This window comes from Acutalibacter muris (assembly GCF_002201475.1).
Lineage (GTDB): Bacteria > Bacillota > Clostridia > Oscillospirales > Acutalibacteraceae > Acutalibacter > Acutalibacter muris.
This window is the reverse complement of record NZ_CP021422.1, coordinates 2,473,358-2,486,197: the sequence shown is the minus strand read 5'-3', so window position 1 is coordinate 2,486,197 and position 12,840 is coordinate 2,473,358. Positions and strand designations below refer to the sequence as shown.

Sequence of the window (12,840 nt, the reverse complement as noted above, 5' to 3'; positions counted from 1 at the left end):
ATGCCCAATCCAAACAGCAAAGGCATAAGCGTTCACGTTGACCGTGAGCTTCATGCCGAAATCACAGCGTATCTGCAAGAAAACAACATGAAGATGGGGGATTTCATCGCCCTGGCAGCGCAGAATCTGCTGCGGCCTCCGTCCATGGATATTGACCCCGAACTCCAGTCTGAGATCGACGCATATCTGGAGGATCACGACATGGCTATGGATGAATTTATTGCCATGGCCGTGGAGGATAAGTTACACCCAAAAACACCGGAAGTGGAGGTAAAAACAGTGGGCAACACAAGAACGCTGGCATTTCAAGTGCCGGAGGAACTTTTCCAGCGCATCAAGGACTACTTGAAGCGCACTGGTATGACCCAGAGGGCTTTCGTCATCGGCTTGATCGAGGAAGAACTCGAGCGCGACGAGGAACTGCTGAGAAAGCAGCAGGAGGACGTTCAACAAGACGAGGAAGAACAACAAGACGAGGGGCTTTCCGAGGGCGGTGAGGCCCCTGTGAGCGAGGATTTCTCGGAGAAAGGGTACGGGGACGAGCCGGAGGAAAGCCCCATCGTGGGCGATTCTGAGGGCAGTTTTGAACCGGAGGATGAGGAAGATTATGAGGAAATAGAGGATGCGGAATTCCCCGAAGAAACAGAGCAGGACACGCCCGCTCCCGGATACATAGAGGGCGAGTTGGGCGCTGCGGTTGAGGTCGCGCCCGACTTCGATTACAGTCAGGATGAGTCCTCCGGCTTTCCTGAACCCGATGAGGAAGAAGAAAATGAGGACTATGGTATGAACATGGCGATGTAAAGGGGGACAGCCTATGAGCGCAACAATCGGCGCGGCGCTAAAAAAGGTAGCGGTCGCGCTTCTCTTGGACAAGAAAAATTGGGAGAAAATCGCCTGCCTGCTGCTGGCGGTTTTCATGATTGTGTTCTTCCCGGCAGTAGCACTGGCGGCGGTTACCAGCATGGAGGATGTGGACTTCACCAGCCCGGAGGTGCAGACAAAGGTCATTCTCAGTCTGACCGAGGAACAGATCGACGAGCTGACGCTGGTCGAGGATACTGTGAAGGCCCTGCATACTGCGATGTCGGGCAGGACACCGGAGCAAATCAAGGCGGCAGAGGTGCTATATGTTCTGGCTTTATCTGAGTATGCAAAGGAACCCGGCTTTGTGGCAAAACTGGCAGGCTGCTTTGCAGACGATCAGACGGATGAGCAGCTGATAGCTGAAGTCAATGCGGCTTTTGGTACCAATCTCGACCCGGAGGACTTCTCAGCCATCATGAACTACGCCAACCACCAGCTGGTAGAGGTTGCAAAATCTCAGCTTGGCAACGTGGGGGGCGAGCCATACTGGAGCTGGTATGGGTATGGTGGCCGGGTCGAGTGGTGTGCTTGCTTTGTGAGCTGGTGTGCTGATCAGTGCGGGTATATAGACCGTGGGATCATTCCAAAGTTCGCTGGCTGCGGAACAGGCGTGGACTGGTTCAAGGCCAGGGGCCAATGGCTGGACGGCAGCGCTACCCCCGCGCCAGGGAATATCATCTTCTTTGACTGGCCGGATGATTACGGCGTCATGGACGGCAACTCAGACCATGTTGGCATCGTGGAGAAGGTCGAGGGCGGCAGGGTGTACACCATTGAAGGGAACTCCGGCGACGCCTGCCAACGCAACAGCTACCCGGTAGGTAATTACCAGATCCTTGGATATGGAACGCCGATGCTATAAGACTTGGAGGAAAAATGCCGGAAGGAAAACATAGAACAATGTACTATCCCATAAATGAAGATTCTGCCAGGCGCGCCAAGGAGATGAATAGTTTCTCAGACTACAGGCCCGGTAGTGCCACAGAGGAATACCGCCACTCTGTAGATGAGGCCGCCGCTCTTGCAGAACGCCAAAAAGCTCGGGTCGACCCCATGTACCATGAGAAAATCGACCGCCTTTTGGACACATACGCCCGGAAACTGGCAGAGAATATGAATGAGGGTTTCGCAATAGACGCTCGTGTCCCCTCCATTCTGATTGCTGGGGGCAGCAACTTCCCGGTCAGGAAGAAGGAAAAGCAGAACGCCGCCCGGGATCGCAATATGGACGAGTGGCGGCAGGTGCAGGGGTTGTTGGACAAGATCCGCAGCACCGGCATGGGCGGCATCAGCGCCGACGATCCCCGGGCCATTGCGAAACTGGAGAGCAAGCTGGCCAGCTTGGAAAGCACCCAGGAGAAGATGAAGGCGGTGAACGCCTACTATTGCAAGCACAAGACCTTGGACGGTTGTCCTGACATCTCTGAGGATGTGATCCGCAAACTGGAGTCTGGCATGGCGAGTTCCTGGCACTATGAGGACAAGCCCTATCCCTCCTGGGCGCTGTCCAATAACAATGCGGAGATCCGGCGAGTAAAAGAACGCATTGCCTTGCTGACTCGTCAAAAAGAGGAAGGGTTTACCGGCTGGGGTTTTGACGGCGGCAGGGTAGAGGCTAACACGGCTGACAACCGCCTGCAAATCTTCTTCGATGAAAAGCCGGACGAGGAAGCACGCTTGGCGTTGAAAAGCAACGGTTTTCGATGGGCTCCCAGCGTGGGGGCTTGGCAGCGCCAGCTGAACGATAATGCCATTTACGCGGCGGACAAGCTTGACTGTATCCGGCCATTGACTGGTGAAAGCCCGTCTGAGCTGCAAAGACGTGTGAGAGTGGAGCAGCAGACAGACGTTAGTGAGCCGGAGCCTATTCCTGACAAGGACAACGTCGAGGAAGTGGAGCAGGATGGCGGGATGCAAATGTACTGAGAATAATAGGAGGTTCAAGCCATGGATAATATGAAGACAATGACAATTCAGCTGCCCGAGGAAACCTACCAGCGCATGAAGGACTACCTCAAACGGCACCAGGTTAGGCAAAAGGACTTTGTCACCCGGTTGATGGCAGCGGCGCTGGAAAACGAACCCGGCCCTGCGCGGGAGGCATACAATGAGTAAACAAAAACAGTTGCTTTTTTCGCCGGATTCGGGTATAATGTACACAGCAGGAATCAGCTGCAAAAGGCAACGCTTTGCGGCTGTGTATACGTTCGAGATATAATATAGTGGAAAGAAGGTGGTTCCCGTGAGCGTCAGCATAGCAGATATCAATCTCTCCAATGACCTGGTCTTTGGGGAAGTAATGCGTCAGCCGGAGAACGTCAAGCCCTTCCTGGAGGCGGTGCTGGAAAAGAAAATCGCGGAGATCACCTACATTGAAAAACAGCAGGACATCAAGGACGGTATCCATCTGCACGGCATCCGGCTGGACGTGTCGCTTGCTGACGGGGCCGGAACGCAGTACGATGTGGAGATGCAGACAGGCCGAGCCTATGATCTAGAGCGGCGCATCCGGTTTTACCAGAGCAGCATAGACCGTAAGACCCTGGAGCCAGCAGAGAGTTACCGGCAGCTCAGAGAGAGCTATGTGATCTTCGTCTGCACCGACGACTACTATGGCCGGGGTTTGGCGCTTTATAAGCGCAAGAGCGTTATCGAGGGTGCGGAAGATTTGGCATACAAAGACGGTTCCCACGCTTACATTTTGAATGCGGCGTTTACCGTCAAGAATCTTAGTGAGCCGGCGCTGGAATTTTTGCGGTATATCAACGCGAGATATCGTAATTTGCCGATAGATATTTCAGATTCAGACTATCTGACAAGGATAGACCGGGCGGTAGAGGACATAAAGGCCGACAAAGGGAAGGTGGAGAGGCTTATGACGTTGGCGGCGAAGCTGGAGGATGTGCGGATTGACGCCCGCAGGGAAGGATTCGAAGCTGGTGTAGAAAAAGGTATAGAAAAAGGCTCACACGATGCCCAGATTGGTATGGCGAAAAGATTGCTCACCAAAGGCGGTATGACCCTTGCTGAGATAGCGGATATCTGTGTCCTTGATTTGGATGAAGTCAAAAAAATCGCGGAAGATGAATAGATCATCATCCTGCGAAACGATTGGTCACATAAGGGGCATCTTTTAAGGCAGAGTTAATATGACGGTTTTTCATAACGGTGCAAACCCGCATAAATACTGGCTTTTTTACCTTCGAAACGGCGTTTGGCATCTTTTAAGCATGGTAAAGCCATGTCGAGTGTTCATAACGCAACTGAACACTCCTATGTAAAGGAACAGTCGAAAGGCTGTTCCTTTACTATTTCTATGAGGCGGTGTGCCCCGGTGGAGCGGCTTTCGGGCTGCTTCGTTTTCTTTACCCGGCCTTGCCAACAAGATACTCAATCGCCATACCCTGGCGGCTGTCCAGCACCACGTTTTCCGGGTATTCCTCTACCTCCGGTAAATCCAAGGTGCCGATAAAATTATAGTGGATTACGATTCTCTGTGTCCTATCCTTACCCTTTCCCTGAATGTGGTACACGTCAATCCTCTCCACAAGCTCATGCAGGATAACGGGTGTCAGCGTCCTCATCTCCATGAACTTCCGCACCGCTCTCAGAAACTGCTCCTTGCAGAAAGCCCGGTCATCTTCCTTGTCGCACTGGCGCTGCAATTCTGCAATGTCCTTTTTGAGCTGCTGCTGTTCCTCATCGTATCGCTGGGACATTTTCATGAAACGGTCATCAGATAGCTTACCCGCCACATTATCCTCGTAGATATGCTCAAAAAGCCGGTCAACCTCTTGGTTCCGGGCAATCAGCTCCTGGAGATGCTGCCGCCTGTTGCGGCTCTCCCGCTCGTAATCCTTGGTGGTTTTCTGAGCCAGGAGTTCGGCAAATTCATCCTCATGGTTTTTCAGATAGCTGACCATCCGGTTAAGTTCCAGTAGTACCACCTGCTCCAACGAATCGGCCCGGATATAGTGGGTTTCATTGCAAGTACCCCTGTTGCCCCGGTAATTGGAACAATTAAAATACTCAATAGCGCTGTTGGGGTGGTTGACGTTGAAGTGCAGCTTATGGCCACAGTCGGCACAGTACAGCAGGCCGGCAAACATATTCTTCTCGGCGTTCTTGGGTTGGCGGCGCTTCGTCCCTTCCCGGATTTTTTGCACCTGTTCCCATGTAGCTGGGTCGATAATGGCTTCATGATGATTCTCAAAAACAGCCCGGTTTTCTTCCGGATTTATCAAGCGGCGCTTGTTTTTGAATGACCTGGAGTAGGTCTTGAAGTTGATCAGCGTACCGGTATACTCCCGGAGGGTGAGGATTTTTGTCACAGTCGATTTGCACCACTTGCAGAGGGTTTCCTGGCTATTTTTGCCGCCCTTGCGGATACCTTTGCTCGCCCAATACTGAGCAGGGGTCAAAATGCCATCCTCCTGCAATAACCGGGCCGTGGTTTCAATCCCCTTTCCCTCGATGCAGAGCCGGTATATCCTTCGGACTATCTCGGCGGCTTCGTCGTCAATAATCCACTTCCGGGGGTTATCCGGGTCTTTCTTGTAGCCGTAGGGCGGTGGGCACATGGGGTCGCCAGCGTTGCCACGCAGCTTCTTGGAACTGCGTACTTTGCGGCTGATGTCTTTGGCATACCACTCGTTGAACACAGGTTATTGGGGAAAGGGAAAGCAAACAGGCAAAAATCCAGTATTCATGCGGGTTTGCGGCGAGATGGCTCTCAAAAGCTAACCTCACAAAAGACAGATTATTGCACAATCACATATCGTTTCTAAGGGAGAATGTTGATTCCGGTCACATTCTCCCTTTTTTCATACCAAGAAACGAGGTGATTATCTTGAACACGCAAATCATCGCCATCGCCAACCAAAAGGGAGGTGTGGGCAAGACCACAACCTGTGCCAACTTAGGGATTGGACTGGCGCAGGCCGGAAAGAAAGTGCTACTCATTGACGGGGACCCGCAAGGGAGCCTGACCATCAGCCTGGGCAATCCCCAGCCGGATAAGCTGCCTTTTACCCTCTCCGACGCGATGGGCCGTATCCTGACCGATCAGCCGGTCCGCCCCGGCGAGGGGATTCTGCGCCACCCGGAGGGCGTGGACCTGATGCCGGCGGATATTCAGCTGTCCGGCATGGAGGTGTCGCTGGTAAACGCTATGAGCCGGGAAACGATTCTGCGGCAATACCTGGACACCGTAAAGGGGCAGTATTCCCATATCCTCATAGACTGCCAGCCCTCCCTGGGTATGCTCACCGTCAACGCCCTGGCCGCTGCCAACAGGATTATAATTCCCGTCCAGGCGGAGTACCTGCCCGCCAAAGGGCTGGAACAGCTGCTCTCTACGGTGAACAAGGTCAAGCGGCAGATCAACCCGAAACTGCAAATAGACGGTATTCTGCTGACAATGGTGGACAACCGCACAAACTTCGCCAAAGAGATTGCCGCCCTGCTGCGGGAAACCTACGGCAGCAAAATCAAGGTGTTCGGAACCGAGATTCCCCATTCTGTCCGGGCAAAGGAAATCAGCGCAGAGGGCAAGAGCATTTTCGCCCATGACCCAGGCGGCAAAGTAGCCGAAGGCTACGCAAATCTGACCAAGGAGGTGTTGAAACTTGAAAAGCAGCGCGAAAAAAGTAGAGCTGGCATCGGTCGATGATCTGTTTACCACCGAGGAAAGCCGCACCGACGCGGGGCGGGAAAAGGTGGTAGAAATCCCTTTAAGCGAGCTGCACCCGTTCAAGGGACACCCCTTCAAGGTCAAAGATGATGATGCCATGATGGAAACAGCGGACAGCATCCGGCAGTACGGCGTTCTTGTTCCTGCTATCGCCCGTCCTGACCCCAGCGGCGGCTATGAGCTGGTAGCCGGACACAGGCGGCATCGGGCCAGTGAACTGGCAGAGAAAGAAACCATGCCGGTGATTGTCCGGGATTTGGACGATGACGCAGCCACGATTATCATGGTTGACAGCAATTTACAACGGGAAAGCCTGCTCCCCAGCGAGAGGGCTTTTGCCTACAAAATGAAGTTAGACGCTATGAAGCGGCAAGCGGGCAGACCAAGCAAAGAAAATCTGTCCCAAGTTGGGACACAAAAACGCTCTGACCAGTTGCTTGCAGATCAGGTGGGGCAAAGCCGCAATCAAATTCAACGCTATATCCGCCTGACCGAGTTGATTCCCGAACTGCTGAACATGGTGGACGAAAAGAAAATTGCCCTGAACCCGGCCTATGAGCTGTCCTTTCTCAAAAAAGAAGAACAGACACAGCTTTTGGACGCGATGGACAGCGAACAGGCCACCCCCTCCCTTTCCCAAGCCCAGCGGCTCAAGAAATTCAGCCAAGAGGGGCGTTTATCCATAGACGTAATGCGGGCGATTATGGGCGAGGAAAAGAAAAGCGATCTGGACAAGGTGACGTTTACCTCCGACACCCTGCGGAAGTATTTTCCCAAAAGCTATACCCCTGCCCGGATGCAGGAAACCATCATCAAACTGCTGGAACAGTGGCAGAAAAAGCGTCAGAGAGATCAGGAACGCTGAAAGGAGCGCCTATGAGAGATCACGTTGCCAGGGAGTTAAAGGGCCACAACATGCTGATCTATATGCAGAAGCCGGACGCGACCCTTGTGGCTGGCTATAACAAGTGGAAGAACCAGTTTGAGCGCCATGTGAAGAAGGGCGAGCGCGGCATCACCATCATCGCGCCCACCCCCTATAAGAAGAAAATCGAGGAACAGAAGCTGGACCCGGACACCCATGCACCGGTGCTGGACGCAAACGGCAGGGTGGTCATGGAGGAAAAAGAGGTGGAAATCCCGCTGTTCCGTCCGGTCAAGGTCTTTGATGTGAGCCAGACGGACGGAAAGCCCCTGCCCTCCCTGGCGGCGGACCTGTTCGGGAATGTCCGGCACTTTGGGGCGTTTATGGAGGCGCTGAAACGCTCCGCCCCGGTTCCCCTTGCGTTTGAGGAAATGGACGCAGATACGGACGGATATCTCTGAATGTGGGAACCTATCCTTTGATGGACGGGAAAACCATCACTGAACTGGCCGCGCCGGTAAAGGTGGAACAGGATTCCATCACTGCCTTTGGCTGTATCGACTACCCCCAGCCGCTGACCGCCGAACAGGAACGGGAATACGCCCTTTTGCCCGCCAGCCAAAACCTGCGGGCGCTGGATTCCATCGGCCATGCCGCAGAAGCCGCCCAGCTGCCCGACGCGCCGGAGCAGGCGCTGGATGAATACCCGATGCCGGACCCTTTGCTGCGGGAGGACGATCTGAAAAACTGCGGCTATCAGGACGGGGACTTGCTGCCCCTCTCCAAAGAGCGGGCGCTGGAACTGTTTGAGCAGGATTTGACGGTGTACGCGGTGGTGGACGGGGGCGGCGCGGAAATGCTCTTTGACCGGGAGGAATTTGAATCCCAGCTGCCCGGTACGGTGTTCGCCCTTTCCCGCGAGGAATGGGAGGAAAGCCCAGCCTTTGACGCACTGGTGCAGGAACGGCTGAACCGCCAGCAGGAACGGGAGCAGGCGTTTCTTTCCCATGAGGGGGACTGCTTCGCCATTTATCAGGTCAGCCGGGAGGACCCGCAGAATGTGCGGTTTTCTCGACACAGCCTCCAGGCTTTACAAATACCCCTTCCACGACCAGCTGATGATCTACGCCCAGCGCCCGGACGCTACCGCCTGCGCGGAGTATGACCTGTGGAATGACAAGATGGGCCGCTATGTCCGGCGCGGTTCCAAGGGCATCGCCCTGGTGGACGATTCCGGGGACCGGACCCGGCTGCGGTATGTCTTTGACATCTCCGACACCGGAACCCGCCCGCACTCCCGCACTCCCTGGCTCTGGAAGATGGAGGAACGGCATATAGATTCCATCTCCGCCATGCTGGAAAACCGGTATGGGGTGGGCGGCGATGATTTAGGCGGGCAGCTGACCGAGATCGCCCGCAGGCTGGCCGGGGAATACTGGGCGGACAACGGGCGGGACTTCCTTTATATCGTTGACGATTCCTTTTTGGAGGAGTACGATGAACTTAACATCGAAGTCCAATTCAAAGCCGCCGCCACCGTCAGCATCGCCTATTCCCTGATGTCCCGCTGCGGGCTGGCCCCGGAGCAGTATTTCACCCACGAGGATTTCATGCCGGTTTTTGATTTCAACACACCGGCCACCGTTGGGGCGCTGGGAACGGCGGTCAGCCAGATCAACCAGCAGGTGCTGCGGCAGATCGGCGTAACCATTCTAAACGCGGAGCGAGAGGCCAACAAAGAAAGGAGCCAGCAAAATGAACAACACCTTAACTTACATTCAGAACGGGGATTATCTGATTCCCAACCTGCAACTGACAGAACAGCCCGAAACGCCCCTGGGCAAGTACGGCAGGATGCGGAAAACCTACTTGAAGGATCACCGGCCCATCCTTTACAACCGTCTGCTGATGAGCGAGAAGCTGTACCCGCACCTGTTGGAGATCGACCGGACCGCGAACAGCCGATTGGAGCAGCTGATGCCAAAACTGGCGCAGGCGGCGGGCGTGACCGAGGAACTGAAAGCCCGCGATATGATGCAGTGGGTGGGCCTGATGAACAGCTGCAAGGCCCAGGCGGAGGAGATTCTGCTGGCGGAACTTATCAACAGCTGACCTTAAACCTGTTTCTTTCCGAAACGGAACAGATTCAGAATATTGATGAAGCAGAGAATGTGAAAGCGTCCTCTGCTTTTTCTTTTGCCCAAAAGGACATTGACCATGTACTGCGGCTGGGCGGCAATACCGACCGTCTGCGGGAGCGCGTGACAGCTGAATTTGAAAAGCAGAAGCCTGTCCCGGAAATAGCCGCCGCCCTGCAATCCCTCTAACTTGCTGCGTTTCCATTACCACAAGCCAAAGGAGATTTGGGAAAACCTGAAAGACCTGTCACTGCCCCGCAAAGCCTTTTCATCTGAAATGGCAGAGGTTCCTGCGGTTAAGCAGTTTATTACGGAGGATGAGATCGGCGCGGCCCTTTCTGGCGGCAGCGGTTTTGCCGGGGGCAAAGGGCGCATTTATGCCTTTTTCCAGCAGCCCCATACCGACAAGGAAAAAACCGCGTTTCTCCGGCAGGAATACGGAACCGGCGGACGCTCCCACGCACTGTCCGGTGCAACGCACAGTGGCGAAGATCACGATGGAAAGGGCCTGCGCTACCAGAAAAACGGCTGTGACGATGTACGCCTGACCTGGGATAAGGTCGTGAAGCTGGTTGCCGGCCTGATCCAAAAGGACCGTTATCTGACCGAAGCAGAACGGGAACAGTATGAGAAAATCCAGGCAGAAAAGGAACTGGCAGAGGCGGGCATTGTAGAATCACAGAGCCAGCCTGCTCCTGTCCATGAAACCGAAACAGAACTGCCCCAGCCCGCACTGGAAGATGTGCTGGAACAGTACAAGCCGGTTGTGACCGCCGCCATCATGGAGGATACGGCATACCGCAACGCCTGCGGCCATACTGACCATGAAAACGCTGTGATTGAGGGCAACGCCGCTGTGCGCCGCGCGGTTCTTGGCTCCGGTAATATGCAGCTTCTCAAACAGTATTCGGATGTGCCGGAGTTCCGCCACCGCCTGCATCAAGAGGTGATTGCCGAAACCTATCCAAAGCTCCATGAGCTTCTGCGCCCTCTCTCCCAGGACGATATTGACGAAGCCCTCTGTGCATGGAACGGCGATATGGACAGCAAACGGGCCGTAGTCCGCTATATGAAGGAGCATGGGCGGGAAAAAGATACTGCCGCATGGCTGTCCAGGGAGTACGGCGGTCCTGAACATACAAACCTGTTCATTGTCCGCGCCGGAAACCCCGAAGAAATGGAACTGCCCTGGCCCAAGGTACAGCGCCGGATCGCCCAGCTTATCAAAGAGGACCGCTTTTTTACAGAGGCAGAACGGGATAATCTGGACGATATAGACCCTATCGCAATCCGGGAAAATCTGGCCCAGCGCGGCATTGTAAACGGGCAGGTAGTGGAACCGGAGAAGTGGACATCCGAAGCCCTCTTTAACTTGCTGGACAATGCGGTGAAGTACACCCCGGCAGGCGGGGAAATCGCTGTGTCGGTGGTACTGTGGGAAATGTATGTGGAGATCAAAGTGGCCGACACCGGCAAGGGCATTTCGGAAAGCAATCAGGCCGCCATCTTCCGGCGCTTCTATCGTGAGGAAGAAGTACACGAACAACAGGGGGTTGGCATTGGCCTTTATCTGGCCCGCGAGATCATAACGCGGCAGGGCGGCTATATCAAAGTGGTTTCGGAGCCAGGCAGAGGTTCGGAATTTTCCATTATGTTGCCTACAAAATGAAAGTAAATGAGCGAGGTGTCTGTATTATGAATAAACGAGAAAAAGCAATCCAACTGTGGTTTGAATTGATAATATTTTTACAGAAGATGCACTGCAATTCAAAAATGGAGGATTAGGATATAGATGGAAAACAAACAAATTGTAAAGAATTTCTATGAATTGGTTGTATCAAAAAACTCGTTGCAAGAACTCTACCAGTATATATCGAAAGACTGCCGCCTTAATATTGGTAATGAAAAAATACCATTTGGATTAGAAGGTATGAGAGAACATCTTGTTGCTATAAAAAAGACTTACCCGGATTATACGATAAAAATATTACGGCAATTTTCTGATGGCGATTATGTAATATCTGAAATTCTTATGGAAGGTACACATGAAGGGGAATGGATGGGAATAAAGCCGACACATAAAAAACTGGTATTTACTGGTGTTAATATTGACAAAGTAATAAACGGCAAAATAGTAGAGCATGGCGGCTCCGTTAATACATTTGAAACATTGCTTGAGCATGACTTAATTAGGCCCGTATAAGGACGTAAAAATATGATGTATCGTACAGAATCATTAGAAAAAATTACCGTTAAAAATGTAATTAAGAGAATCAACACAAAAATAGAGGAAATGGAAAAACAAAGTTATCGGCTTGTTACAATATTGTTTTGGGGCACAGAAAAACCGTATTGTTTTCAAAAAGGGGTTGGAAGGCAGCTTGCCTTGAACTGCTGCTGTCTTTCAAGTTCAGTATAATAGAATGCGGCGGACGGCCATTCCCGGCTGCCCGCCGAAAATTTTTTTGAAATGTCCGAGTATTGTAACATTTCACCCAGATTTTCAATGAAATTTTTTGGCCGCTGTAACATTTCGCGGACATTTGGGTTTTACAATAACCTTATCAACAGGCAGAAAGCCTTGAAAGGGGTTTTGAGTATGAGCATTTTACAGACGATTGATCTGAAAAAGTATTACGGCACAGAGCCGAACATTACCCGCGCCCTTGATGGCGTGAACTTCTCTGTGAACGAGGGCGCGTTTGTGGCCGTTGTGGGAACTTCCGGCAGCGGCAAGTCCACCCTGCTTCACATGATGGGCGGGCTGGACACCCCCACCAGCGGAACCGTGACTGTCCGGGACAAAGAGCTGTCGAAAATGAACGACGAACAGCTCACCATCTTCCGCCGTCGCAACATCGGTTTTATCTTCCAGAACTATAACCTTGTTCCCATTCTGAATGTGTATGAGAACATTGTCCTGCCGGTGGAACTGGACGGGGATACGGTGGATCAGAAGTTTTTGGACGAGATCGTTCACCTGCTGGGGCTGGAAGATAAACTGAAAAATATGCCCAACAATCTTTCCGGCGGCCAGCAACAGCGTGTGGCTATCGCCCGCGCCTTGATTACCAAACCGGCTATTGTGCTGGCCGACGAACCAACCGGCAACCTTGACAGCAAGACCAGCGCCGAGGTGCTGGGACTTATCAAGCGTACCAGTGCGGAGTTCCGGCAAACTGTTGTGATGATTACCCACAATGACGACATTGCCCGCCTTGCAGATCGGATTGTCCGCATTGAGGACGGAAAGATTGTGGAGTAAGGAGGTGGCAGAC

15 protein-coding genes and 3 pseudogenes are annotated in these 12,840 nt (G+C 53.1%); 15 read left to right on the top strand and 3 right to left on the bottom strand.

Features of this window, described 5'->3' with window-relative positions; genetic code table 11:
- The 5 genes and pseudogenes from ADH66_RS12695 to ADH66_RS12680 all read left to right on the top strand — a co-directional run bounded on the left by ADH66_RS12695 (nucleotide 1) and on the right by ADH66_RS12680 (nucleotide 3,958).
- On the top strand, nucleotides 1–804 hold the full coding sequence (locus ADH66_RS12695) for a hypothetical protein (RefSeq protein WP_066540070.1): 804 nt from the start codon (nucleotides 1–3) through the stop codon (nucleotides 802–804).
- Between the two features lie 478 nt (nucleotides 805–1,282).
- A pseudogene (locus ADH66_RS21080) lies at nucleotides 1,283–1,729 on the top strand (CHAP domain-containing protein); the annotation flags it as partial.
- Between the two features lie 14 nt (nucleotides 1,730–1,743).
- Nucleotides 1,744–2,793, top strand: a complete 1,050-nt coding sequence (locus ADH66_RS12685; RefSeq protein ID WP_407922898.1) for a hypothetical protein — start codon at nucleotides 1,744–1,746, stop codon at nucleotides 2,791–2,793.
- Nucleotides 2,794–2,814: 21 nt separating this feature from the next.
- Nucleotides 2,815–2,982, top strand: a complete 168-nt coding sequence (locus ADH66_RS20090; protein ID WP_157130688.1) for a hypothetical protein — start codon at nucleotides 2,815–2,817, stop codon at nucleotides 2,980–2,982.
- 127 nt (nucleotides 2,983–3,109) lie between these two features.
- The gene (locus ADH66_RS12680) at nucleotides 3,110–3,958 is read left to right on the top strand and encodes an Rpn family recombination-promoting nuclease/putative transposase (protein ID WP_066540083.1); all 849 of its coding nucleotides are present in this window, start codon (nucleotides 3,110–3,112) and stop codon (nucleotides 3,956–3,958) included.
- Between the two features lie 274 nt (nucleotides 3,959–4,232).
- On the opposite strand, the gene ADH66_RS12675 is transcribed toward ADH66_RS12680, so the two are convergent.
- Nucleotides 4,233–5,528 (bottom strand): recombinase family protein, encoded by a 1,296-nt coding sequence (locus ADH66_RS12675; RefSeq protein ID WP_084384493.1) that lies wholly within the window; start codon nucleotides 5,526–5,528, stop codon nucleotides 4,233–4,235.
- A gap of 188 nt (nucleotides 5,529–5,716) precedes the next feature.
- On the opposite strand from ADH66_RS12675, the gene ADH66_RS12670 reads away from it, so the two are divergent.
- From ADH66_RS12670 to ADH66_RS21815, 4 genes and pseudogenes are all read left to right on the top strand, one after another.
- Nucleotides 5,717–6,538 (top strand): ParA family protein, encoded by an 822-nt coding sequence (locus ADH66_RS12670; protein ID WP_066540086.1) that lies wholly within the window; start codon nucleotides 5,717–5,719, stop codon nucleotides 6,536–6,538.
- Entirely contained in the window at nucleotides 6,495–7,424 is a 930-nt protein-coding gene (locus ADH66_RS12665) for a ParB/RepB/Spo0J family partition protein (RefSeq protein WP_066540091.1), read from the top strand. Before ADH66_RS12670 ends, ADH66_RS12665 begins: the two co-directional genes overlap by 44 nt.
- A gap of 44 nt (nucleotides 7,425–7,468) precedes the next feature.
- Nucleotides 7,469–7,879, top strand: a pseudogene (locus tag ADH66_RS21820) (ArdC family protein); the annotation flags it as partial.
- 26 nt (nucleotides 7,880–7,905) lie between these two features.
- Nucleotides 7,906–8,589, top strand: a complete 684-nt coding sequence (locus ADH66_RS21815) for a defense against restriction DarA-related protein (RefSeq protein WP_066540096.1) — start codon at nucleotides 7,906–7,908, stop codon at nucleotides 8,587–8,589.
- A gap of 24 nt (nucleotides 8,590–8,613) precedes the next feature.
- Here the strand turns inward: ADH66_RS21815 and ADH66_RS20685 are convergent, their stop codons facing one another.
- Nucleotides 8,614–8,778 carry a hypothetical protein gene (locus ADH66_RS20685; protein WP_207652992.1) on the bottom strand — a complete coding sequence of 55 codons (165 nt, stop codon included), beginning with the start codon at nucleotides 8,776–8,778 and terminating at the stop codon, nucleotides 8,614–8,616.
- A 34-nt stretch (nucleotides 8,779–8,812) separates the two neighbouring features.
- The gene (locus ADH66_RS20080; protein WP_157767214.1) at nucleotides 8,813–9,025 is read right to left on the bottom strand and encodes a hypothetical protein; all 213 of its coding nucleotides are present in this window, start codon (nucleotides 9,023–9,025) and stop codon (nucleotides 8,813–8,815) included.
- A gap of 154 nt (nucleotides 9,026–9,179) precedes the next feature.
- Here ADH66_RS20080 and ADH66_RS12650 point away from each other — a divergent pair, with 154 nt between their 5' ends.
- From ADH66_RS12650 to ADH66_RS12630, 6 genes and pseudogenes are all read left to right on the top strand, one after another.
- Nucleotides 9,180–9,536: a TnpV protein gene (locus ADH66_RS12650; protein WP_084384494.1), complete on the top strand. Its 357-nt coding sequence runs from the start codon at nucleotides 9,180–9,182 to the stop codon at nucleotides 9,534–9,536.
- 59 nt (nucleotides 9,537–9,595) lie between these two features.
- Complete coding sequence (locus tag ADH66_RS20075; RefSeq protein ID WP_157130691.1) at nucleotides 9,596–9,751, top strand: hypothetical protein; 156 nt, start codon at nucleotides 9,596–9,598, stop codon at nucleotides 9,749–9,751.
- Nucleotides 9,752–10,892: 1,141 nt separating this feature from the next.
- Nucleotides 10,893–11,231: pseudogene (locus ADH66_RS19595) on the top strand (sensor histidine kinase); the annotation flags it as partial.
- Between the two features lie 123 nt (nucleotides 11,232–11,354).
- Nucleotides 11,355–11,765 (top strand): ester cyclase, encoded by a 411-nt coding sequence (locus tag ADH66_RS12635; protein ID WP_016316885.1) that lies wholly within the window; start codon nucleotides 11,355–11,357, stop codon nucleotides 11,763–11,765.
- A 12-nt stretch (nucleotides 11,766–11,777) separates the two neighbouring features.
- A complete protein-coding gene (locus tag ADH66_RS20345; RefSeq protein WP_162288734.1) occupies nucleotides 11,778–11,981 on the top strand; it encodes a hypothetical protein in 204 nt (67 codons plus the stop codon).
- Between the two features lie 180 nt (nucleotides 11,982–12,161).
- Nucleotides 12,162–12,827, top strand: a complete 666-nt coding sequence (locus ADH66_RS12630; RefSeq protein ID WP_066540107.1) for an ABC transporter ATP-binding protein — start codon at nucleotides 12,162–12,164, stop codon at nucleotides 12,825–12,827.
- Nucleotides 12,828–12,840: the final 13 nt, after the last annotated feature.